Here is a 23,488-nt window from a genome sequence, read left to right as displayed (position 1 = left end):
CCTTGACCAGGTCCGAGCTGTGGTCCATGCGGTACAGCGACAGGCCGACGAGCAGGGTGACGATGCCGGCCAGGCAGAGACCGGCGAGCAGGGTGATCTTCCACTGGATGGAAAGTTGTCGCAAAGGCATGGGGGTGGGTCCCTTTTTTGGGCAGTAAGGGTTATGGCTTTGGGGCTGGGCGGGGTTGAGAGATGCATGGCTGGAGATGTGTGTCGCCGGTGAGATCGAGCGCCGCCCGCGCGGCGCTTCGCGGGGCAAGCCCGCTCCCACATCTGTTTCGGGCCAATCCCTCCTGTTGCAGAGGCGCGCGCACCCTTGGTGCATGCCTTGAGAAGGATGGGACGACAGTTGCGCACGCCTCGATATCGAGCCCGGCAGACAAGGCGGACAGCGGTGACCTCACAGGCATGACTGGCCAGAAACAAATGTGGGAGCGGGCTTGCCCCGCGAAGCGCCGCGTGGGCGGCGCTCGATGTCACCGGCGACACACATCTCCAGCCAGGCACCCTCAGCCTCCCCACAGCTATTATCGGCCCATCCCATTTTTTCTTTATTCAAACATTCAATTTAAATTTCAGCCCTCTGTGTAATCCGCCGCAACATGGCGCTTTTGACATCTGCTGCCCACTGCTTCAGAGTGCGCGCTTTTTTTCTGTCGCAATGAGGTAAGCCAACCATGAATGCAGTGATCGCCGCGGTCGGCATCATGCTGATACTCAGCCTGTCCCGCGTGCACGTGGTCATCGCCCTGATCATCGGGGCCCTGGCCGGTGGGCTGGTGGGCGGCCTGGGTATCGAGGGTACGCTCAAGGCCTTCAACGGCGGCCTCGGCGGCGGGGCCACGGTGGCCCTGTCCTATGCACTGCTGGGCGCCTTTGCCGTGGCCATCGCCAAGTCCGGCCTGGCCCATGCCCTGGCCGACCGCGCCCTGGCCATGATCGACCGCCAGGGCCACGCCAATGGCGGCAAGGTCAAATGGTTGCTGGTCGGCCTGATGCTGGTGGTGGCGGTGTCGTCGCAGAACATTCTGCCTATCCACATCGCCTTCATCCCTTTGCTGGTGCCGCCGCTGCTGTACGTGCTGACCCGCCTGCGCATCGACCGCCGGCTGATCGCCTGCGTGATCACCTTCGGCCTGATCACCCCGTACATGTTCCTGCCAGTGGGCTTTGGCAACATCTTCCTCAACGAAATCCTGCTGGCCAACGTTGCCCGCGCGGGTGTCGACGTGAGTGGCGTGAATGTCACCCACGCCATGGCCATTCCGGCAGCCGGCATGCTGGCAGGCCTGTTGCTGGCGGTATTCATCAGTTACCGCAAGAAGCGTGACTACGACCTGGCGCGCATCGAGCAGGTGGAGCAGGTGAGCGTGCAGTACAACCCGCTGACCCTGCTGGTGGCCGGGCTGGCGATCGCCTCGGCGTTCATCGTCCAGTTGTGGCTGGACTCGATGATCATCGGCGCCATGGTCGGCTTCCTGATCTTCTCGCTGTCGGGCATCGTGCGCTGGAAGGACACCGACGACCTGTTCACCGAAGGCATGAAGATGATGGCCATGATCGGCTTCATCATGATTGCCGCCTCGGGCTTTGCCGACGTGATGAAGGCCACCGGTGAGGTGAAGAGCCTGGTGGAAACCTCGGCGCAGTGGATCGACCACAGCAAGGGCATCGGTGCCTTGCTGATGCTGCTGGTGGGCCTGCTGGTGACCATGGGCATCGGCTCGTCGTTCTCCACCGTGCCGATCCTGGCCGCGATCTTCGTGCCGCTGTGCGTGCAGTTGGGCTTCGACCCGCTGGCCACCGTGTGCATCGTTGGTACCGCCGGTGCCTTGGGCGACGCCGGCTCGCCTGCCTCGGACTCGACCCTGGGCCCGACCTCGGGCTTGAACGTGGATGGCCAGCACCACCATATCTGGGACACCGTGGTGCCCACCTTCATCCACTACAACCTGCCACTGCTGGCGTTCGGCTGGTTGGCGGCGATGACACTGTAAGACGGGGAGGGCGTCAGCCCTTGTCGGGCGGCGGCGAGATGCGGTTGAGCACGGTGCTGCCGTCCTTGCTGCGGGTCAGGTAGACCGGCAGCACCTTGGGCAGGTTGTTGACCAGGCGCCCCACCTCACGGGTGTTGTAGATGCCACTGATGCGGATGCGGCCGGTGCTGGCGTCGGCCAGCAACAGCGGTGCGTCGAGGTAGCGGTTGATAATCGGCAGGGCCTGTTCCAGGCTCAGGTTGTCGAGCACCAGCTTGCCGTCGCGCCAGGCCAGGCTGTTGCCGTAGTCGTCGCTCTGCTCCAGTTGCGGCTCGAAGTCGCCCTTGTGATAGCTGGCCTGCCTCCCCGGGCCCAGGCGGTAGCCACCGGCGCTGCCGTCGCTGGATACCAGTACCGAACCCTCCACCAGGGTGACCTTGACCTGCTCCTGGTACTTCCACACGTTGAACTGGGTGCCGGTGACGCGGGTCTGGCCGCGACCGGCATGCACGATGAACGGGTGGCTGCTGTCGTGCTGTACCTTGAAGAACGCCTCGCCACGCTTGAGCGTGACCTGGCGTTGGTCCTTGTAGTTGAGGTAGGTGAGCTCGGTGTTGAGGTTGAGCTGCACCGTGCTGCCGTCGCTCAGCTGCACGGTCTGCATGTGCGCGCCGGCTTCGAAGTGCTGGTAGTGGTTGGGCAGCCAGCCTTGCTCCCAGCCCACCCAGCCGGCCAGCGGCAGCACCGCCAGGGCGATCGCGGCAGCGGATGCCAGCGGCCGCCAGTTGCGCGGGCGTGCGGCCTGTTGCACGGGCGGGTTGAAGTCGATGACGGTGGCATTGCGCGGCAGCAGGTCGGCGGTTTGCCAGATTTCCAGCATCGCCTGGTATTCCTCGGCATGCCGCGGGTCGGCCGCCAGCCAGCGGGCGAACGCCTCGCGCTCGCCCGCCGTGCAATCTTCGGCGTGCAGGCGCATGCACCAGTGCGCGGCGGCGTCGGTGATGGCATCGTCTGGGCTGGGGTTGAGGCGGTCGTGGTTCATTGCGGCTCCGGGTTTTGCGCATTCTACCCTTGCTGGAGGGCTCCCGAGAACCGAGGTAATGGCGAATGACTATCAGTTGTGCCGGTTTTCGTCGGATTGGTGGCGGTTTTCCAGCGTTTGAGAACCCTTCGCGCAGGTAAATTCAGGCTGAAATCGTTGGGGCTGCTGCGCAGCCCTTTCGCGACACAAGGCCGCTCCCACAGGTACAGCGCAGCCCGATGGGTTGGTGCGATACCTGTGGGAGCGGCCTTGTGTCGCGAAAGGGGCGCATAGCGCCCCCAGCGGCTCATCAGAACTGCGCCGCCTCCAAACCATAAAGGCTGCCACTACCCGCCCGGATACTGGCCTCCAGCCCCAACCCCCGCGGCAAGACCCGCTGGAAGAAGAACTCCGCACATGCGAGCTTGGCCCCATGAAACGCGGCATCCTCGTCACGCCTGACCAATGCCACCGCCGCCATCCGCGCCCACATGTAGGCATACGCAGTCAGCCCGAACAGCTGCAAATATTCCACCGCCACCGCGCTGACCAGGTTGGCATCCTCGCCGGCCCGCGCCCGCAGCCAGGCGCTGGTGGCCTCCAGCCGCGCCAGGCTCGCTTGCAGGGCTTCACGGTGCAGCGGCGCATCCACGCTGAAGGCCCGCACCTCGGCGGCAAAGCTGGCCAGCGCCTGGCCACCGTCGGCCAGCACCTTGCGCCCGAGCAGGTCGAGGGCCTGGATGCCGTTGGTGCCTTCATAGATCTGCGCAATGCGCACGTCGCGCACCCGCTGCTCCTGGCCCCATTCACGAATGTAGCCATGGCCGCCATACACCTGCTGGCCGAGCACGCAGCTTTCCAGGCCGTTGTCGGTGAAGAACGCCTTGGCCACCGGTGTCAGCAGCGCCACCAGGCGCTGCGCATGCTCGCGCTCGCCGGCGTCTTCGGCGTAGCGCGCCAGGTCCAGCTGCTGGCCGACGTAGGCGGCAAACGCCCGCCCACCTTCGGTGAGGGTGCGCATGGTCAGCAGCATGCGCCGGACATCGCCGTGGTGGATGATCGGGTCGGCAGCCTTGTCTTGTGCCTGCGGGCCACTGGCGGCGCGGCTTTGCAGGCGCTCGTTGGCGTAGCGGGCGGCGCTCTGGTAGGACGCCTCGGCACAGCCGATGCCCTGGATGCCGATGGACAGGCGCTCGTAGTTCATCATGGTGAACATCGCCGCCAGGCCCTTGTTCGGTTCGCCCACCAGGTACCCGACGGCACCATCGAAGTTCATCACGCAGGTGGCCGATGCCTTGATGCCCATCTTGTGTTCGATCGAGCCGCAATGGGCGGCGTTGCGCGCGCCCAGGCGGCCATCGGCCTCGACCAGGTACTTGGGCACCAGGAACAGCGAGATGCCCTTGGCACCGGTGGGTGCATCCGGCAGCTTGGCCAGCACCAGGTGGACGATATTCTCCGTCAGGTCCTGTTCGCCGCCGGTGATGAAGATCTTGCTGCCGCTGATGCGATAGCTGCCGTCGGCCTGGGGCTCGGCGCGGCTGCGGATCAGCCCCAGGTCGGTGCCGGCATGGGGTTCGGTGAGGCACATGGTGCCGGCCCAGCGGCCTTCGTACAGGGGCGGCAGGTAGGTGGCCTTGAGCGTTTCGCTGGCGTGGGCGTCTATCGCCAGGCAGCTGCCGGCGCTCAACGCCGAATACAGGCTGAAGCTGCAATCGGCGGCGTAGAGCATTTCTTCGAACAGCACACCGAGCATTTTCGGCATGCCCATGCCGCCATGTTCGGGGTTACCGCCCAGGCCGACCCAACCGCCTTCGCGGTAGGTGTGCCAGGCCTCGCGGAAGCCGTCAGGGGTAGTGACTTCGCCTGCGGCAAAGCGCACGCCTTGCTCGTCACCGTTGCGGCTGAGCGGGGCAATCAGCTGGCCGGTGACTTTGGCTGCTTCCTCGAGGATGGCATCGGCGGTATCGGCGTCGATGCGCTCGGCCAGGGCAGGCAGGCGGGCCCACAGGGCCGGGGCGTTGAACACATCATGCAGGACGAAGCGCATGTCGCGCAGGGGGGCGGAGTAGGTGGTCATCGGGGGCTCTTGGAATAAGGGAAACATGGGCTGGCCTCTTCGCGGGCACGCCCGCTCCTACAGGTAACGCACAGGGTTCGAGGCCGGTGCGGTCCCTGTGGGAGCGGGCATGCCCGCGAAGAGGCCACCACTGGATCAGAGGGCTTTGGCCCGGTCGCGCAGCACGTACTTCTGGATCTTGCCGGTGGAGGTCTTGGGCAGTTCGCCGAACACCACGGTCTTCGGCACCTTGAACCCGGCCAGGTGCTCGCGGCACCAGCTGGTGATGTCGGCTTCGCGGGTGTCTTCGCGGCCCGGCTTGAGGGCAACGAAGGCGCACGGGGTTTCTCCCCATTTTTCATCCGGGCGCGCTACCACCGCGGCTTCCAGCACCGCCGGATGCCTGTACAGGGCGTCCTCGACCTCGATGGTGGAGATGTTCTCGCCACCGGAAATGATGATGTCCTTGAGCCGGTCCTTGATCTCGACATAGCCGTCCGCGTGCCACACGGCCAGGTCACCGGTGTGGAACCAGCCGCCACGGAAGGCTTCGACGGTGGCCTCGGGGTTCTTCAGGTAGCCCTTCATCACCGTGTTGCCACGCATGAAGATCTCGCCCAGGGTGTCGCCGTCGCGCGGCACCGGCTCGAGGGTTTGCGGGTCGGCGACCATCAGGCCGTCGAGGGTCGGGTAGCGCACGCCCTGGCGGGACTTGATCCGTGCGCGCTCTTCCAGCGACAGTTCATCCCATTCGTCATGCCAGGCACACACGGTCACCGGGCCGTAGACTTCGGTCAGGCCGTAGGTGTGGGTGACCTGTATGCCCATCTCTTCCACGGCGCCGATGACCTTGGCGGGTGGCGCGGCGCCGGCGACCATGGCCTGCACCGGGTGCTCGATGGCCGCCTTGGCCGCCTCGGGCATGTTGACCAGGGCGTTGAGCACGATCGGCGCGCCGCACAGGTGGCTGACCCGGTGCTCGCGGATCAGGGTCAGGATCTTCTGAGGGTCGACCCGGCGCAGGAACACATGGGTGCCGGCCAGCGCGGTGATGGTCCACGGGTAGCACCAGCCGTTGCAGTGGAACATCGGCAGGGTCCACAGGTACACCGGGCGATGGCCCATGCCCCAGACCATCTGGTTGCCCAGGGCGTTCAGGTAAGCGCCACGGTGGTGGTAGACCACGCCCTTGGGGTTGCCGGTGGTGCCGGAGGTGTAGTTGAGCGAGATCGCCTGCCACTCGTCATCGGGCCATTCCCAGGCAAAGTCCGGGTCGCCTTCGGCGAGGAACGCCTCATAATCCAGTTCGCTGACCGCACGGCCTTCGCCGTACTCCGGGTCATCCACATCCACCACCAATGGCGGGTGCTCGAGCAAGGCCAGGGCCGCCTCGATGACGCTGTGGAACTCGCGGTCGGTGATCAGCACCTTGGCCTCGCCATGCTGCAGCATGAAGGCGATGGCCTCGGCGTCCAGGCGTACGTTCAGGGTATTGAGCACGGCGCCGGTCATGGGCACGCCAAAATGGGCTTCGAGCATGGCCGGAATGTTGGGCAACATCACCGCCACAGTGTCGCCACGGCCGATACCCCGGCCCACCAGGGCGCTGGCCAGGCGCCGGCAGCGTTGGTAGGTCTGCTGCCAGTTGCGGCGGATGGCACCGTGGATCACCGCCGGGTAGTTGCCGTATACGGCAGCGGTGCGTTCGATGAAACTCAGCGGGGTGAGGGCGACATGGTTGACGGCAGCGGGCATCAGGCCCTGGGCATAGATCGACATGCGGTAATCCTGTAGGGGAGGCAGGCACAACCTGTGCGCTTGACCCCCGGTGGCTGATTGTTAGCTCTGTTCAGGGTGCAGGGAGGCGAACGGTGGGCCGCTCCCCCTTGTCGCAGTTTTACGCGAGTCGCTATGGTATTAGGAATATCGACTATAGCAATATAGTAAAACTACTATAACAACGAGCCGCCTACCGTGGACAACACTGCCTATCCCTTGCTCGCCAAGGATCCGCAACCCAGCCTGATGCTGGCCGGCGACGCCAGGCCGCTGGCACTCAACCCGGCGCTGCAGGCCTGGGTCGATGAGGGCCCGGCACTGGCCAGCTGGCTGCCGGGCAACTGCGCCGCCCTGGTGCGCGCCTGCCTGCGCCAGCGCCGGGCGATCGCCGATGTCGAGGTGCAGGTCGGCGAACGCATCGTGCTGTGGAGCTTCATCCCTGACGACCAGGGCCAGCAGGTGCTGGCGCGTTGCCGCGACGCCAGCGACGAGCGCCATGGCGCACGCGAGGCCAGCCGCGCCCGGCGCCTGTACCGGCTGATCATCGAGAACACCACCGACCTGATCTCCCGGCACAGCCCCGACGGCCGTTTCCTCGATGCCTCGCCGGCGGCATTCCGCCTGCTTGGCCTGTGGCCTGAGCAACTGCGCGGCATGGCCGTGCATACCTTGCTGCACCCGCGCGAGCGCCGCCAGGTGTTGCGCCAGGCCGCCGCCGCGCTGGACCAGGACGGCTACCACACCATGACCTGCCGGGTGCGCCAGGCCGCAGGCGGCTACCGCTGGTTCGAGATCGCCAGCCGGGCCATCCGCGAAACCTACACCGGCGCGGTGGTAGAGGTGGTCAGCGTGTCCCGCGACATCACCCTGCGCATCGAAGCCCAGGAAAGCCTGGCGCACAGTGCCCGGTTGGCCACCTTGGGCGAGCTGGCTTCGGGCATTGCCCACGAGATCAACCAGCCGTTGGCCGCAGTGGTCAACTATGCCAACGCCAGCCAGCGCTATCTGCAGGGCCTGGAGCGCGACCCGCAGGCCCGCGAGCGGGTGGGGCAGGGCCTGCAGCGCATCAGCGAACAGGCCACCCATGCCGCCGAAGTGATCCGCCGCCTGCGCGCCTTCCTGCGCAAAGGGCCACGCCGCCTGCAGGCGCTGGACGTGGCCGAGGTGGCCGGCGAAGCCATGCGCCTGTGCGCCTGGGAGGCCGCGCGTGACCAGGTGGTGGTCGAGCTGCGCATGAGCGCGCAGCTGCCCTTGGTGTATGCCGACCGGGTACTGCTGGAGCAGGTGCTGTTGAACCTGTTGCGCAACGCCATCGATGCCAACCGCGAGCAGCATGGCGAGCGGCCGTCACGTATCCTGCTCGGCGCCGCGCGCGATGGCGATGGCGTGCTGGTCGAGGTGGCCGACCAGGGCCCGGGCGTGGCGCCCGAGCGCCTGGATGAAATCTTCACGCCGTTCACCACCAGCAAGGCCGACGGCCTGGGCCTTGGTCTGAGCATGAGCCGCAGCCTGATCGAGGGCTTTGGCGGCAGCCTGTGGGCGCGAGCCGGTGACAATGGCGGTCTGGTACTGTGCTGCCGCCTGGCGGTCAGCAGGGGATAAGGGGAGATGGCGGTGCAGGCGAAAGTGTATGTGGTCGATGATGACCAGGGTATGCGCGACTCGACGGTGTGGCTGCTGCAGTCGGTGGGCTTGCAGGCCTTGCCGTTCGCCGGCGGGCAGGCGTTTCTCGACGCCTGCGTCGACGATGGGCCGGCCTGTGTGCTGCTGGATGTGCGCATGCCTGGGCTGGGCGGGTTGGCGGTGCAGCAGGCGATGCGCGAGCGTGGCCTGGGGTTGCCGGTGATCTTTGTCAGCGGCCATGCCGATGTGCCGATCGTGGTGCGGGCATTCAAGGCCGGCGCCTGCGACTTCATCGAAAAGCCCTACAACGACCAGTTGCTGCTCGACAGCGTACAGGCTGCGCTGGAGAGCGCCGGGCGGGCACGCCAGGACGACCAGGCGCTGGCCCGGGTGCAGGCGCGCATCGACGGCCTGACCCCGCGCGAGCGCGACGTGTTCGTGCCGCTGGCCCAAGGGTTGAGCAACCGCGAGATTGCCGAGCGACTGGGCGTCAGCGTGAAGACGGTGGACCTGTACCGGGGGCGGGTGATGAAGCGGTTGCAGGCCGATAGCCTGGCGGAGTTGGTGGGCATGGCCATAGCCTGCGGGGCGGTGGAGGCACTGGGCCTGCGAACACCGTAGCAGGCCTTGACGCATGGCCCTGTAGGAGCGGCCTTGTGTCGCGATGGGGCGCGAAGCGGCCCCAGGTTTTGTGCCCCAGCAGAAATTGCCGGGGCCGCTTTGCGGCCCATCGCGACACAAGGCCGCTCCTACAGGGGGCAGCGCAAGGGGCAGAAATCATGAAATTTTCCATAGCAACCTAATCAAAGCTTTGACATTCACTGCCTAGGCAGTAATATTTTTACACAATTACCCGAGCAGCCTCCGATGGCCCATTTCTCCCCCGAAAACTTCCAGACCTGCGCCATCGGCATGCTGCTTGGCCGCGCGGCGATCCTCAAGGACCGCATTCTCGACTGGCACCTCGAATCCGAAGGCGTCACCGCCGCGCAGTTCAAGGTGCTGATCATCGTCACCCAGTACCAGGTGGACACCCCGGCCGAGCTGTGCCGCTACCTGGGCCTGGACAGCGGGTCGATGACCCGCATGCTCGACCGCCTCGAGCAGAAGGAGCTGATCGTGCGCAACCGCTGCGCCGACGACCGCCGCCAGGTGCGCCTGGCCCTTACCGCCGATGGCCAGCGCCTGGCTGACCGCCTGCCGGAAATCGGCGCGGCGGCCATGAACGAGTTGTGCGGCGCGCTGGCAGCAGAAGAGCTCGAGACCCTGGAAGGCCTGCTGGCCAAGGTCCTGCTCGCTGCCGGCGACCCGTTGACGATCCGCCGCTTCGGCGATCGTTGAACCCTGTCACGAATTATCCAAGGTATTGTCATGGCCACTCCCGCAGACACCCCGACTCCCTCCGCCGCGCCCGAGCCGTCGCGCAAGCGCAAGGCCTGGCTGCTTGGCCTGGTGTTGCTGCTGATCCTTGCCGGCGTCGGTGCCTGGGCCTGGTACAGCCTGGTCGGGCGCTGGCACGAAAGCACCGACGATGCCTACGTCAACGGCAACGTGGTAGAGATCACCCCGCTGGTCACCGGCACCGTCACCAGCATCGGTGCCGATGACGGCGACCTGGTCCACGCCGGCCAGGTATTGCTGCAATTCGACCCGGCCGACAGCCAGGTGGCCTTGCAGTCCGCCGAAGCCAAACTGGCGCGCAGCGTGCGCCAGGTGCGCGGGTTGTACAGCAACGTCGACGCGCTCAAGGCGCAGCTGGAAACCCGCCAGGCCGAGCTGCGCAAGGCCCGCCAGGACTTCAACCGGCGCAAGGTGCTGGCCGACAGCGGTGCGATTGCCGCGGAAGAATTGTCCCATGCCCGCGATGACCTGAGCGTGGCCGAGGCCGCCGTCAACAGTGCGCGCCAGCAGCTCAGCACCAGCAGCGCGCTGGTCGACGACACCGTGGTGTCCTCGCACCCCGAGGTGATGGCCGCCGCCGCCGACCTGCGCCAGGCCTACCTCGACCATGCCCGCACCACCTTGGTGGCACCGGTCACCGGCTACGTCGCCAAGCGTACCGTGCAGCTTGGCCAGCGCCTGCAACCGGGCACCGCGACCATGGCGGTGATCCCGCTGGACCAGGTGTGGATCGACGCCAACTTCAAGGAAACCCAGCTGCGCGACATGCGTATCGGCCAGCCGGTGCAGATCAGCGCCGACCTGTACGGCAGCGAGGTCAGGTACAGCGGCACGGTCGACAGCCTTGGCGCCGGCACCGGCAGCGCCTTCGCCCTGTTGCCGGCGCAGAATGCCACCGGTAACTGGATCAAGATCGTCCAGCGCGTGCCGGTACGCATCCACCTCAGCCCCGACCAGCTCAAGGACCACCCGCTGCGCATCGGCCTGTCCACCGTGGTCGAGGTCGACCTGCACGACCAGAGCGGCCCGGCCTTGGCCCAGCAGCCACCGCAGCAGGCCAGCTACACCACCCAGGTGTATGACCGCCAGCTGGTCGAAGCCGACAACCTTATCGCCCGGCTGATCCACGAAAACAGCGCAACCGGCAAGACGGCCCAGCGATGAGCAACAACGCTGCTGCCCAGTTCACGCCACCGAGCCTGCTGCTGACCACCATCGGCCTGTCGCTGGCGACGTTCATGCAGGTGCTCGACACCACCATCGCCAACGTGGCCTTGCCGACCATTTCCGGCAACCTGGGGGTGAGCTACGAGCAGGGCACCTGGGTCATCACTTCGTTCGCGGTGAGCAACGCCATCGCCTTGCCGCTGACCGGCTGGCTCAGCCGGCGGTTTGGCGAGGTGAAGCTGTTCATCTGGGCCACGCTGCTGTTCGTGCTGGCCTCGTTCCTGTGCGGTATCGCCCAGTCGATGCCGGAACTGGTCGGTTTTCGCGTGTTGCAGGGCGTGGTGGCCGGGCCGCTGTACCCGATGACCCAGACCTTGCTGATCGCCGTCTACCCGCCGGCCAAGCGCGGCATGGCCCTGGCGCTGCTGGCGATGGTCACGGTGGTGGCGCCGATTGCCGGGCCGATTCTCGGGGGCTGGATCACCGACAGCTACAGCTGGCCGTGGATCTTCTTCATCAACGTGCCCATCGGCCTGTTCGCCGCCGCCGTGGTGCGCCAGCAGATGCGCACCCGGCCGGTGGTCACCAGCCGCCAGCCGATGGACTACATCGGCCTGCTGACGCTGGTCATCGGCGTTGGCGCCTTGCAGGTGGTGCTGGACAAAGGCAATGACCTGGACTGGTTCGAGTCGTCGTTCATCATTGTCGGCAGCCTGATCTCGCTGGTGTTCCTGGCGGTGTTCGTGATCTGGGAACTGACCGACCGTCACCCGGTGGTCAACCTGCGCCTGTTCGCGCACCGCAACTTCCGCGTCGGCACCATCGTGCTGGTAGGGGGCTATGCCGGGTTCTTCGGCATCAACCTGATCCTGCCGCAGTGGCTGCAGACGCAGATGGGCTATACCGCTACCTGGGCCGGCCTGGCGGTGGCGCCGATCGGCCTGTTGCCGGTGCTCATGTCGCCGTTCGTGGGCAAGTACGCGCACCGCTTCGACCTGCGTGTGCTGGCCGGGCTGGCGTTCCTGGCGATCGGCAGCAGCTGCTACATGCGTGCCGGGTTCACCAGCGAGGTGGACTTCCAGCATGTGGCGCTGGTGCAGCTGTTCATGGGCATTGGCGTGGCGCTGTTCTTCATGCCGACCTTGAGCATCCTGCTGTCCGACCTGCCACCGCAGCAGATTGCCGATGGCTCGGGCCTGGCGACTTTCCTGCGTACCTTGGGCGGCAGTTTCGCGGCGTCGCTGACCACCTGGATCTGGATTCGCCGGGCGGACCAGCACCATGCCTACCTGAGCGAACACATCAGCCAGTTCGACCCGGCCACGCGGCATACCCTGGAGCAGCTGGGCGGGGCCAGCCCGCAGAGCTATGCGCAGCTGGAGCAGATACTCAACGGGCAGGCGTACATGATGTCGACGGTGGACTACTTCACCCTGATGACCTGGGTGTTTGCCGGGTTGATTCTGCTGGTGTGGTTCGCCAAACCGCCCTTTACCGCCAAGGCGGGGCCGGCGTCGGCAGGGCATTGAGCCGGGCCAGTACAAGGCCCTGGCTCTTGCCCTTGCCAAATGCCATGTCAGGCACTCGCTGCTGCGTACCAGGGCCGCTGCATGCGCAGCACCAACCGGTCGATTTGCGGCACCAGCAGGTTGCCGGCCAGCACGGCGAAGCAGAGGCCATCGGCGTAAAGCCCGAACTCGCGAATCAGCTCGGTCAGCGTGCCGACGGTCACGCCGAAGAGGATGCGACCGGCCCGGGTATCGGGGCTTGTGACCGGATCGGTGGCGATGAAGAAGGCGGTGAAGAGGTAGCCGCCGAGGCTGAGGTTGTACACGGCTTCCTGCAGGCTGTGGCCGGCGGCCATGCACAGCAATACCGTGCTCGCGAGCATCGCCAGCGGAATCTCGATGCGGATCACCCGCAGCAATGCCAGCAGCAAACCGCCGGCAATGTAGCCGTACCCCGACAGGTTGTGGGTGACATGGGTGAACTCGTTCTGCGCCAGTTGCGTGGCGCCGGCGAACGCATCGAGATCCAGGCGTGGCGCCAACTGTAGCTGTTGCAGCAGAACCGCCTTGGCGTCCAGGGCTGCGGTCCAGGGGGCATGGTTCGATGGCGCGGGGTACAACTGCTGGTAGAAGCAGATGGCAACCACCCCCAGGCCAACCATGGCAGGGTTGAGGCGGTTGCGACCAAGGCCTCCACTGGCGTGCTTGCACAGTGCCAGCGCGGCAAAGCTGGCCAGGGCGATCATCCACAACGGCACCATCAGCGGCAATGCCCGAGCCAGTATCAGGCCCAGCACCAGCCAGCTGAGGTCGCTCAAACCCTTGCGTACGTCATGCCCGCGCAGGCGCAGCAGGGCGGCTTCGAAGCCCAGGGCGAACAGCACGCACCAGAACACCTGCAACCAGACCACGACGCCGAATTGCCAGGCATACAGGACGGTGCCCGGCAGCAGGCACAGGACGACCAGCAGCATCACCGTGCGCAGTCGTTGCGGGATGGGGTGGCGTATCAGGCTCATGCGCGGACCTCCGTCTTGCTCTGGCGGAAGCGTTCGCGCAGCGGGATATTGCTCGGGCAGATGCTGCTGCAGCTGCCGCATTCGATGCAGGCGTCCAGGCGCAGCTCTTGCAGGCTGGCCTTGTCCAGGCGTTCGGCGGCAGCGTAGAGGTCCAGCGGCCGCAGCGACATCGGACAGACATCCACGCAGCGCGTGCAGCGAATGCAACTGCTGGCGGGGCGAGCAGCCGGCAGGTAGCGCTCGGCGCCGAATATCAGGCAGCTGCTGGTCTTGCTGACGAAGGCGTTGGCGTCCGGTAGCGGCAGCCCCATCATCGGGCCGCCGACCTGGGTCAACTGCCCAGTGGGGGACGCGCCAGCAATCGCGCGCAGTTCGCTGACCGGGTAACCCACCGGCACCCGCACATTGCCCGGGCGCTCGCAGTCACCGGTCAGTGTCAGCACGCGGCTGGTCAGTGGTTCGCCCTGGAAGACGGCCCGGCCCAGTGCGTAGAGGGTTGCGACATTCAGCGCCAGCACGCCGATATCGGCAGGCCGGCTCCCCGGGGCCAGGTTGCGGCCACTGAGGCTCTTGATCATCAACGGCTGCCCACCTGCCGGGTAACGCTCCGGAAGTGGACAAATCTCGACCCGGGTGCGCGCCTGGCGAGCGGCGGCACGTAATGTGGCCATCGCCTCCGGCTTGTTGGTTTCGATGCCGAAACGGGTGGTCGTTATTCCCAGCAGCGCGGCGACATAGTCGGCGGCCTCGATCAACGCTTCGGCATTCTCACGCATGAGGCGGTCATCGCAGGTGAGGAAGGGCTCGCATTCGGCACCGTTGATCAGCAGCAGATCGGGCTGCTGTGCGCCGGCCAGCTTGAGGGCAGTCGGGAAACCCGCACCACCAAGGCCGACTATGCCCATCTGCAATGCGCGCTCGACCAGCGCCTCTGGCGTTTGCGGCAGGCCAGGCGCCGGGCGTTCGAGCCACTCATCCAGGCCATCTGCGTTCAGGATGACGGCCATGACCGGCTCGGCCGAGTCGGCCGCGAAGACGTGATCGATCCGTTCCACGATGCCGGAGGTACTGGCATGCACCCAAGCGGTGGTGTTGTCGCCAATACCGATCACTTCGCCCTTGCGCACGTACTGCCCCGGCTGCACGCAAGGCTGGACAAACCGCCGACCCCGCCCGAGGGGGATCGCCAGCTGGATTTTTCCGATTGCGACGGGGGCAACCGGGGTGGCGTTGGACAGTTCCTTGTATCCCCTGAGCTCGATCCCTCCATGCCAACTACGCTGAGAGGATGAGGCGATGGCCAGCAGACGGCGCCAGAAAGTTTTCTGTTGCGGCTGACGCTGGGCGCGGATGCGGCTCTGCAGGCGTTCGACGCTCTGCAACGAATGGCTAGACATTTACTGTCCTCCAATTTTTGGGCAAAGAACGCCCCTATGCGCTTATGCACATGATGGTTTTGTAACTTCCGGGACGTTAAGCGGAAAGGGAGGGGGGATGATTGATCACCCGCGCAGATCAGAGTGCTCAATGAGGATTTTGTTCGGTTTTTGACCAGGTTTGCTGATGAACGGTAGGCCAATTGCCATCTCGCAATTCTGGTGAAATAACCTGCGCCGCGAACGGGCGGCCAGAGTCGGCGAGGTGTCGAATGATGCGCGCAAGCCTGCTGGTGATGCTGGTGACATTGCTGTATGGCTGCGGCGAAAGGATCGAACGCTTTGGCGGGCCGACCATGGGCAGCACGTATTCGATCCAGTACGTACCCACCGCGCAGGCGCCCGGCGCGCAGCAGGTAAAGGCCGAAGTCGAGAGGATTCTCGAGGCGCTCGACAAGCAGTTTTCCAACTGGCGCGGCGATTCCGTGGTTGCCCGCTTCAACGCTCTGCCGGCCGGCGCCTGTCAGGCGGTGCCGGAAGAGATGCAGCATTTGCTGGTGTACGGTGTGTCTCTGTTCCGCGAGAGTGGCGGTGCTTTCGACCTGACGGTCTTGCCATTGATGAACCTCTGGGGCTTCGGCCCGCAGTCACGCGGCAGGCAGGTGCCGGACGCCAGCGCACTGGCACGGGAGCAGGCCCGGGTAGGGCTGCAGCACTTGCACCTGGATGGAGAAAAGCTGTGCAAGGATGTGGCGGCGCAGCTGGATTTCGACAGCATGCTCGCCGGTTATGCAGTGGATCGGGTGGGTGACCGGCTTGCGGCCCTGGGCATCCAGGCCTATCTGGTCGAGATCACCGGCGAACTCAAGGGTGTCGGCCGCAAGCCGGATGGTTCGCCCTGGCGCATCGCCCTCGAGGTACCGAGTGGCGGGGGCGAGCAGCAAGTGGAGCGCGCCATCGCCCTGGATGGCTACGGCGTTGCCACCGCCGGCGATTACCGCAACTATTTCGAGGAAGGTGGCCAGCGCTATTCGCACACCTTCGACCCCCGTGTCGGCAGGCCGGTCAAGCACGCGCTGGCGGCAGTGTCGGTGGTCGACCCTTCGGTGCTGCGTGCCGATGCCCTCGATACATTGTTGATGGTGCTCGGCCCGGAGGAAGGCTATGCCTTCGCCGAGCGGCATGAAATCGCTGCCTATTTCATCATGCACCAGGGGCTGGGTTTCGTTGCGCGGGCGACGCCGCGATTCGAGACGTTGTTTCCCCAGCAGGGCACGCCCAGGCAGTAGCAGGAAAGGTCATTCCCACGCGCAGCCTTTTCCCCTATTGTCGATGCTCCCTTTCCAAACGATTGGCAGATCCATGGAGAAAGTCATCGTCATCACCGGTGCCAGCCGCGGCATCGGCGCCGCCACGGCGCTGCTGGCCGCCCGCCAGGGCTACCGCATCTGCATCAACTACCACGCCGACGACCAGGCCGCCGAGGACATCCTCGGCCAGGTCCGCGCCCTGGGCGCCAAGGCCATCACCGTGCGCGCCGACGCCAGTGTCGAGGATGAAGTCATCCAGCTGTTCCAGCGCGTCGACGAAGAACTCGGCCCGGTTACCGCACTGGTCAACAACGCAGGCACCATCGGCCAGCAAAGCCGGGTCGAGGACATGTCCGAATTCCGCCTGCTCAAGGTCATGAAGACCAACGTCGTCGGCCCCATGCTCTGCGCCAAGCACGCACTGAAGCGCATGGCCCGCAGGTACGGCGGGCAGGGCGGGGCCATCGTCAACGTGTCGTCGGTGGCCGCACGCCTGGGCTCGCCCAACGAATACGTGGACTATGCCGCTTCCAAGGGCGCCCTCGACACCTTCACCATTGGCCTGGCAAAGGAAGTGGCAGGCGAGGGCGTGCGAGTCAATGGTGTGCGGCCAGGCTACATCCATACCGGGTTCCACGCGCTGTCGGGCGACCCCGACCGGGTCAGCAAGCTCGAGCCCGGCTTGCCCATGGGCCGCGGCGGGCGCCCCGAGGAAGTGGCCGAGGCCATACTCTGGCTGCTCTCGGACAAAGCCTCGTACTCCACCGGCAGCTTCATCGACCTGGGCGGCGGGCGCTGAGCGCGCCGTTCAATCCTCCAGCAGCGCGCGTACCCGTTCGGCCAGCACTTCCAGCTCGAACGGCTTGGTCAGCACCTGAGTGCCTTGCAGCAACTGGCCGTCACTGAGCGCCGCGCTTTCGTCGTAGCCGGTGATGAACAGCACCCGGAGGTCGGGGTGGCGTTCGCGGCAACGTTCAGCCAACTGGCGGCCATTCAGGCCGCCAGGCAGGCCGATATCGCTCAACAGCAGGTCTGGCCGCTCGCCAGCTTGCAGGTGGGCGAGGGCGGCCGGGCCGTTCTCGAATGCATCGACCCGATAGCCCAGTTCTTCCAGCACCTCGCAGACGACCACGCGCAAGGCGGCCTGGTCTTCGACCAGCAAGATACGCTGCGTGGCGCTGCTGCTTTTTTCCAGCAGTGTGCGCGGTGGCCTGGGTGCCGGGGCTTCGGGGTGCTGGTGGTGGCGGGGAAGCAGCAGCTCGATGCGGGTGCCTTCGCCAAGTGTCGACAACACCCGTAGCTGCCCGCCCGACTGGCGCACGAAACCATAGGTCATCGACAAGCCCAGCCCAGTGCCGTGGCCCATCGGCTTGGTTGTGAAGAACGGGTCGACGGCGCGCTCGGCCACCTCCGCCGACATGCCTTTACCGTTGTCGCTGACGCTCAGCCGCACGTATTCGCCAGCTGTCAGTTCCAGTGCACGGGCTTGCTGGTCGTCGAGCAGCAGGTTGTCACCGAGGATATCGATCACGCCGCCGGCAGGCATGGCATCGCGGGCATTAATGCACACGTTGAGCAGGGCGCTTTCCAGTTGCGGCGGGTCGATGAAGGTCGGCCACAGCTGGCAGGGGAATTGGCTGGTCAGGGTGATGGAGGGGCCGATGGTGCGGCGCAGCAGCTCTTCCATGCCGCCCACCAGCGTGGCCACCTGCGTGGAGCAGGGCTGCAGGGTCTGCTGACGGGAGAATGCCAGCAGCCGGTGTACCAGCGAAGAGGCCCGCTGCGCCGAGTCGCTGGACAGCTTCAGCAACGGCTCCAGGGCGTCGAAACGGGATTGCTCCAGGCGCTGGCGCATCAGCTCCTGGGCACTGAGGATGCCGCCCAGCAAGTTGTTGAAGTCGTGGGCGATGCCGCCACTGAGCTGGCCGACCGCTTCCATCTTCTGTGCCTGGCGCAGGGCTTCCTCGGCCTTGGCCTGTTCTGCCAGTGCCGCATTCACCCGTTGTTCCAGTTCCTCGTTCAGGCGCTGCAGGGCCTGCTCTGCCCGTCGGCGTGCGGTGACGTCCTTGAACAGAACCGCCACCTGACGCTTTTCGGCAGGCTCTACGCGGAAGGTGGTCACCGACAACACATGGCCGGTGGCGACCAGTTCCTGCTCGAAATGCAGCGGCTCGCCCGTGCGCAGCACCGCGCCATAACGAGCGACCCAATCGTCGGCCTCATCGGGCACCATCTCGCGCAGTTTCTGCCCGACCACGTTGGGGATGCCGGCGTGCTTGGCATAGGCCGCATTGGCCAGCACATGCACATAGTCGCTCAGTGGGCCGTGCGGGCCGTCGAAGAACTCGATGATGCAGAAGCCCTCGTCCATGGTGTCGAACAGCGAGCGGTAGAAGTCCTGGTCGTGTTGCTGATGGCTTGCCAGGCGGGCTTCCAGCAGCGCGTTCTGTTGCTGCAGGGCTTCGACTTGTTGGCGCAGTGAAAGCAGGTCGCGGGAGGGCATGCCGACGTCCGACAGTGGATGAAGCCCAGACTTTAGCGTGTTCGGCAACAGGCGAATAGCCAGTCAACGCGGGTGTGGCGCAATGGCCAGCAGCCGCTCGATCCGTTCGCCAAGGGTGCTCAGGTCGAAGGGTTTGTGCAGCAGTTCGGTGCGCCTGTCGGGCCGGGCAAAGTGCACCGTATCGGCAGCGTCGTAGCCGGTAATCAGCAATACCGGGGCATGCTCCACCAGGTTTTGGTAGGCCTCTGCAAGCTGGTAACCATCAACCCGCCCAGGCAGACCGACATCGGTGATCAGCAAGTCCGGTGGTGGCCCTTCCTGCAACGACTCAAGCGCCGAGTGGCCGCCCTCGAAAGCTTGCACCTGGTAGCCCAGCTCCGTCAGCACTTCGACCAGCACCAGGCGCAAGGCCGGTTGGTCCTCCACCAGCATGATCCGGCACCCGCGCGCCTGCAGGGGCGCGGTGGCGGATGTGGCTGGCTCGTCGTTGCAGGTTGCGGGAGCGCTCCGGTCTCGGGGCAGGTACAGGTGAACGCAAGTGCCTTGCCCGGCGACGCTGTCGATCAGCAACTGCCCCCCGGACTGGCGAACAAAGCCATAGACCATGGACAATCCCAGGCCGGTGCCCTGGCTCAGTGGCTTGGTGGTGAAGAAGGGTTCGAGGGCGCGTTGCAGCACTTCACTGGACATGCCCACGCCGGTGTCCTCGACTTGAATGTGCAGGTAGTGGCCCGTCGGCAGGTCCAGGCGCTTGGCTTCGGCCGCTGCGAGATCGGCGTTTTCGCAACCGATGCGCAAGGTGCCACCCAGCGGCATGGCGTCACGGGCGTTGATGCACAGGTTGAGCAGGGCGTTCTCCAGCTGTTGCGGGTCGATGCGGATCGACCATTGCGCAGCAAGCGTGCAGTCCTGGAAGTCAATGTGCCGGCCGGTCGAGCTGCGGATCAGGTCATGCATGTCGGCGACCAGGCGCTGCACATCCACCGCTTGTGGCAGCAGCGTCTGCTGGCGCGAAAAGGCCAGCAACCGCTGCACCAGGGCTGAGGCGCGCAGTGCGTTGCTGCGGCCGAGCTCGAGCATGCGGGCGGTGTCGGCAAAGCGTTGCTGGCCCAGGCGTTGCTCTGCCAGCTCCAGTGCGCCAAGCAGGCTGCCCAGCAAGTTGTTGAAGTCGTGGGCGATGCCACCGGTCAACTGGCCGACCGCCTCCATTTTCTGCGAATGGCGCAGGGCTTCTTCGGCCTGGCGCAGGCGCTCCTGCTCGGCCACGCGCTCGGTGATGTCATAGGCGAACAGGTACCCGCCCTGGACTTGCTGCTGCGCATCGTGCAACGGGTGGTAGCGAATCTCGTAATGGCGCGGGGCGTCAGGCGGGCCGAGGGTGATGGTGTCGATGAAGGCTTCGCCGGCCAGCACGCGTGGCCACACCGGTGCCAGGCGGCCCATGATGTCAGGCTGGTTGAGCAGGAACTGCGGCACGTAATCGCCGATCTGCGGCACGAAGCCACGGTAATGCGCGAAGGTTTCCCGGGCCATGCGGTTGATCGCTATCAGGCGCATGCTGCGGTCGGCAGCAAACACGTTGGCCAGGCTGTTGTCGAGCAATTCGCCCAGTAGCCGGTTGTGGGCCTGTGCAGTGTCGTCGCGCTCGGCCAGGCGAGCTTCCAGTTCTGCGACACGCGCTTGCAGCTGTGCCAGGGACGGGAGCGAATCTGCTTGCATGGCGAGGGCCCGGTGAGCGGATCGGGCAACTATAGTCGCCCACCGGGGTACCAGCCATCAGAACGAGCGGATGATCCGCCCCAGGGTTTCCATGGCCCGTTCGGCATCCTCGTGCCAGGGGCTGCCGTAGTTCAGGCGGATGCAGTTGCCGAAGCGCCGGGTGGGCGAGAAGATCGGCCCGGGGGCGATGCTGATGCCTTGGGCCAGGGCCATGTGGAACAGCTTGAGGGCGTCCATCTGTTCGGGCAGCTCCAGCCACAGGAAGTAGCCGCCGGACGGTTGGCTGACCCGCGTCTGCGCCGGAAAGTGCCGGGCGATGGCCGCCAGCATGTTGGCCTGCTGGCCTTCCAGGGCATAGCGCAGCTTGCGCAGGTGGCGGTCGTAGCCGCCGTGCTGCAGGTAGTCGGCGATGGCCGCCTGGGCCGGCATCGAGGCACACAGCGAGGTCATCAGCTTGAGCCGTTCGATCTTCTGCGCAAAGCGCCCGGCTGCCACCCAGCCGATGCGGTAGCCGGGTGCCAGGCTCTTGGCGAACGAGCCGCAGTGCATCACCAGGCCCTGGGTGTCGAAGGCCTTGGCCGGTTTGGGTGCCTGTTGCGCGTAGTACAGTTCGGCGTACACGTCGTCTTCGATCAATGGCACCTGATGACGCGCCAGCAGCTCCACCAGTGCCTGCTTTTTCGCTTCCGGCATGCTGGCGCCCACCGGGTTCTGGAAGTTGGTCATGCACCACACGGCCTTGACCGGGTGCTTCTCCAGCGTTTGCGCCAGCACGCCCAGGTCCATGCCTTCGCGCGGGTGCACAGGGATTTCCACGGCCTTGAGCTTGAGCCGCTCCAGTACCTGCAGGCAGGCATAGAAGGCGGGCGCTTCGATGGCCACCAGGTCACCGGGCTGGGTGACGGCCTGCAGGCACAGGTTCAGGGCTTCCAGCGCGCCGTTGGTGATCAGCAGCTCCTCCATCGGCAACATCAGCCCGCCAACCATGTAGCGCAGGGCAATCTGCCGGCGCAGTTGCGGGTTGCCGGGTGACAGGTCGGTCACCACCATGCGCGGGTCCATGCTGCGGCTGGCGCTGGCCAGCGAGCGCGACAGGCGTTGCAGCGGAAACAGCTCGGGGCTGGGGAAGGCCGAGCCGAACGGCACGGTGTTGGGGTCCTTGATCGAGTCGAGGATCGAGAACACCAGCGCGCTGACGTCGACGTCGGTGGACTCGCTGACCGGCTGCAATGCCTGCGGCTCGCTGAACTGGCGCGGGGCGTGAGCGTTGACGAAATAGCCCGAGCGCGGCCGGGCGCGGATCAGCCCGCGCCGCTCCAGCAGGTAGTAGGCCTGGAATACGGTGGACGGGCTGACCCCGTGGGTCTGGCTGGCATAGCGCACCGAGGGCACGCGCTGGCCGGGGCCCAGCACCCCGGAGCGGATCAGTTCGGCGATGTCGTCGGCAAAGCGTTCGTAGCGTTTCATTCTGGCCTTCTGTCGAAGCCTGGCAGGCAAGGTGGAGTCAGTGTAAGGGATCAACGGTTCAGCGGTGCGACGAAGCGGCTGTGGGCCACGCTGCGGATGGCAGGGTCGTCGCGCTCGCTGATCTCGAAGCTCAGCGTCTGCGAGCTGCTGGCCGGGCGCTCGGCGAGCATCGCCACCGACACCGGCAGTTCACTCATTTCACCGGCCGGGATCATGAATGAGGTCTTGCCCTGCAGGCTGAAGCCGTCGGCGTCCAGCAGGCGCAGCTGGTAGTGCCGGGTGCTTTCGGTCTTGTTGATGACTTTGAGCAGGTAGATGTTCTCGATCTGGCCCTGGGCATTCTCGCGGAACAGGCCGCGGTCCTTGATCACGTCCAGCGACACCATCGGGCGCAGCTGCAAGGCCACCACCAGTGCCGCAATCATCACCCCCAGCGCGGCGGCGTAGCCCAGCAGGCGCGGGCGCAGCCAATGGGTGGTGCCACCTTGCAGGCTGCGTTCGGACTTGTAGCCGATCAGGCCACGTGCATAGCCCATCTTGTCCATTACCCCGTCACAGGCATCGATGCACGCCGCGCAGCCGATGCACGCCATTTGCAGGCCATCGCGGATATCGATGCCGGTGGGGCACACCTGTACGCACAAGGTGCAGTCGATGCAGTCGCCCAGGCCCTGGGCGCGGAGGTCGCTGCCTTTCTTGCGCGGGCCACGGGCTTCGCCGCGCCGCGGGTCATAGGCGACCGCCAGGGTGTCCTTGTCGAACATCACGCTCTGGAAGCGTGCATAGGGGCACATGTGCAGGCACACCGCTTCGCGCAGCAGGCCGGCATTGATGTAGGTGGCGGCGGTGAAGAACAGCACCCAGAACAGCGCCACGCCGCCCAGTTGCAAGGTGAACAGTTCCGCGGCCAGTGGGCGGATCGGGGTGAAGTAGCCGACGAAGGTCAGCCCGGTGAGCACACCAATGGCCAGCCACAGGCTGTGCTTCAGCGTGCGCCGGGCCAGTTTGTTCAGGCTCCAGGGCGCGGAAGCCAGCTTGATGCGCTGGTTGCGGTCGCCCTCGGTGATCTTTTCGCACCACATGAACAGCCAGGTCCAGGTGCTTTGCGGGCAGCTGTAGCCGCACCACACGCGGCCGGCATACACGGTGATGGCGAACAGGCCGAAGGCGCAGATGATCAGCAGCGCCGACAGCAGGATGAAGTCCTGCGGCCAGAAGGTGGCGCCGAAGATGTGGAATTTGCTGTTGCCCAGGTCCCACAGCACGGCCTGGCGGCCATTCCAGTTCAGCCAGGCGGTGCCGAAGAACAGCACGAACAGGGCGCCGGCGAAGCCGATGCGCAGGTTGCGGTACAGCCCGGTGAAGCTGCGGGTATGGATGCCATTGTCGGCGCGGCGCGGCTGGGGGCTGGCTGGGGCGGTGGCGATCTCTGTGAAAGGGATTCTATCGTTCATGGCTCGGTGCTCATCAGGCCTCGATCAGGCATGAGCACTATGGCCCTGAGGCTGTTATCAGCACAGGCTCAGATTTTGCGATAAAAACCGTATCAGATTTCCGGGC

General features: G+C 65.7%; 17 protein-coding genes. 8 read left to right on the top strand and 9 right to left on the bottom strand.

From position 1 onward, the window contains the following. Positions 1 to 677 precede the first annotated feature (677 nt). Entirely contained in the window at positions 678 to 1,997 is a 1,320-nt protein-coding gene (locus tag CAG46_RS08410; RefSeq protein WP_085616997.1) for a Na+/H+ antiporter family protein, read from the top strand. A 13-nt stretch (positions 1,998 to 2,010) separates the two neighbouring features. Here CAG46_RS08410 and CAG46_RS08405 read toward each other — a convergent pair whose 3' ends face one another. The 3 genes from CAG46_RS08405 to CAG46_RS08395 form a co-directional block, all read right to left on the bottom strand. Then, complete coding sequence (locus tag CAG46_RS08405; RefSeq protein WP_085616995.1) at positions 2,011 to 3,018, bottom strand: FecR family protein; 1,008 nt, start codon at positions 3,016 to 3,018, stop codon at positions 2,011 to 2,013. Between the two features lie 289 nt (positions 3,019 to 3,307). Beyond that, on the bottom strand, positions 3,308 to 5,077 hold the full coding sequence (locus CAG46_RS08400) for an acyl-CoA dehydrogenase C-terminal domain-containing protein (RefSeq protein ID WP_085616993.1): 1,770 nt from the start codon (positions 5,075 to 5,077) through the stop codon (positions 3,308 to 3,310). Between the two features lie 135 nt (positions 5,078 to 5,212). Beyond that, on the bottom strand, positions 5,213 to 6,835 hold the full coding sequence (locus tag CAG46_RS08395; protein WP_085616991.1) for an acyl-CoA synthetase: 1,623 nt from the start codon (positions 6,833 to 6,835) through the stop codon (positions 5,213 to 5,215). A gap of 195 nt (positions 6,836 to 7,030) precedes the next feature. Here CAG46_RS08395 and CAG46_RS08390 point away from each other — a divergent pair, with 195 nt between their 5' ends. The 5 genes from CAG46_RS08390 (at position 7,031) to CAG46_RS08370 (ending at position 12,555) form a co-directional block, all read left to right on the top strand. Continuing rightward, on the top strand, positions 7,031 to 8,437 hold the full coding sequence (locus CAG46_RS08390; protein ID WP_085616989.1) for a sensor histidine kinase: 1,407 nt from the start codon (positions 7,031 to 7,033) through the stop codon (positions 8,435 to 8,437). A 6-nt stretch (positions 8,438 to 8,443) separates the two neighbouring features. After that, entirely contained in the window at positions 8,444 to 9,079 is a 636-nt protein-coding gene (locus tag CAG46_RS08385) for a response regulator transcription factor (RefSeq protein WP_061305020.1), read from the top strand. 246 nt (positions 9,080 to 9,325) lie between these two features. After that, positions 9,326 to 9,799 carry a MarR family winged helix-turn-helix transcriptional regulator gene (locus CAG46_RS08380; RefSeq protein ID WP_025338875.1) on the top strand — a complete coding sequence of 158 codons (474 nt, stop codon included), beginning with the start codon at positions 9,326 to 9,328 and terminating at the stop codon, positions 9,797 to 9,799. 30 nt (positions 9,800 to 9,829) lie between these two features. Continuing rightward, positions 9,830 to 11,023: an HlyD family efflux transporter periplasmic adaptor subunit gene (locus tag CAG46_RS08375; RefSeq protein ID WP_025338876.1), complete on the top strand. Its 1,194-nt coding sequence runs from the start codon at positions 9,830 to 9,832 to the stop codon at positions 11,021 to 11,023. Beyond that, positions 11,020 to 12,555: a DHA2 family efflux MFS transporter permease subunit gene (locus CAG46_RS08370; RefSeq protein WP_025338877.1), complete on the top strand. Its 1,536-nt coding sequence runs from the start codon at positions 11,020 to 11,022 to the stop codon at positions 12,553 to 12,555. Before CAG46_RS08375 ends, CAG46_RS08370 begins: the two co-directional genes overlap by 4 nt. 47 nt (positions 12,556 to 12,602) lie before the next feature. Here the strand turns inward: CAG46_RS08370 and CAG46_RS08365 are convergent, their stop codons facing one another. Both CAG46_RS08365 and rsxC read right to left on the bottom strand, forming a co-directional pair. Further along, a complete protein-coding gene (locus CAG46_RS08365; protein ID WP_085616987.1) occupies positions 12,603 to 13,553 on the bottom strand; it encodes an RnfABCDGE type electron transport complex subunit D in 951 nt (316 codons plus the stop codon). Continuing rightward, positions 13,550 to 14,950, bottom strand: a complete 1,401-nt coding sequence (gene rsxC / locus CAG46_RS08360) for an electron transport complex subunit RsxC (RefSeq protein WP_085616985.1) — start codon at positions 14,948 to 14,950, stop codon at positions 13,550 to 13,552. The genes CAG46_RS08365 and rsxC overlap by 4 nt, the downstream gene beginning before the upstream one ends. A 251-nt stretch (positions 14,951 to 15,201) precedes the next feature. Here rsxC and CAG46_RS08355 point away from each other — a divergent pair, with 251 nt between their 5' ends. Together CAG46_RS08355 and CAG46_RS08350 are read left to right on the top strand one after the other, a co-directional pair. Beyond that, on the top strand, positions 15,202 to 16,218 hold the full coding sequence (locus CAG46_RS08355) for an FAD:protein FMN transferase (protein ID WP_085616983.1): 1,017 nt from the start codon (positions 15,202 to 15,204) through the stop codon (positions 16,216 to 16,218). Positions 16,219 to 16,291: 73 nt separating this feature from the next. Beyond that, on the top strand, positions 16,292 to 17,038 hold the full coding sequence (locus CAG46_RS08350) for an SDR family oxidoreductase (protein WP_085616981.1): 747 nt from the start codon (positions 16,292 to 16,294) through the stop codon (positions 17,036 to 17,038). Positions 17,039 to 17,047: 9 nt separating this feature from the next. Here the strand turns inward: CAG46_RS08350 and CAG46_RS08345 are convergent, their stop codons facing one another. From CAG46_RS08345 to ccoG, 4 genes are all read right to left on the bottom strand, one after another. After that, positions 17,048 to 18,742 (bottom strand): response regulator, encoded by a 1,695-nt coding sequence (locus CAG46_RS08345; protein WP_085616979.1) that lies wholly within the window; start codon positions 18,740 to 18,742, stop codon positions 17,048 to 17,050. 63 nt (positions 18,743 to 18,805) lie between these two features. Beyond that, positions 18,806 to 20,461 (bottom strand): PAS domain-containing sensor histidine kinase, encoded by a 1,656-nt coding sequence (locus tag CAG46_RS08340; protein ID WP_085616977.1) that lies wholly within the window; start codon positions 20,459 to 20,461, stop codon positions 18,806 to 18,808. A 57-nt stretch (positions 20,462 to 20,518) separates the two neighbouring features. After that, a complete protein-coding gene (gene mapR, locus CAG46_RS08335; RefSeq protein WP_013972935.1) occupies positions 20,519 to 21,928 on the bottom strand; it encodes a GntR family transcriptional regulator MpaR in 1,410 nt (469 codons plus the stop codon). 50 nt (positions 21,929 to 21,978) lie between these two features. Then, positions 21,979 to 23,382: a cytochrome c oxidase accessory protein CcoG gene (ccoG, locus tag CAG46_RS08330; RefSeq protein WP_085616975.1), complete on the bottom strand. Its 1,404-nt coding sequence runs from the start codon at positions 23,380 to 23,382 to the stop codon at positions 21,979 to 21,981. Positions 23,383 to 23,488: the final 106 nt, after the last annotated feature.

Origin of the sequence: Pseudomonas sp. B23(2017), from assembly GCF_002113725.1 — a bacterium.
Taxonomy (GTDB): domain Bacteria; phylum Pseudomonadota; class Gammaproteobacteria; order Pseudomonadales; family Pseudomonadaceae; genus Aquipseudomonas; species Aquipseudomonas putida_Z.
The sequence above is the reverse complement of the archived record's forward strand: the minus strand, read 5'-3'. Positions and strand labels throughout refer to the sequence as shown.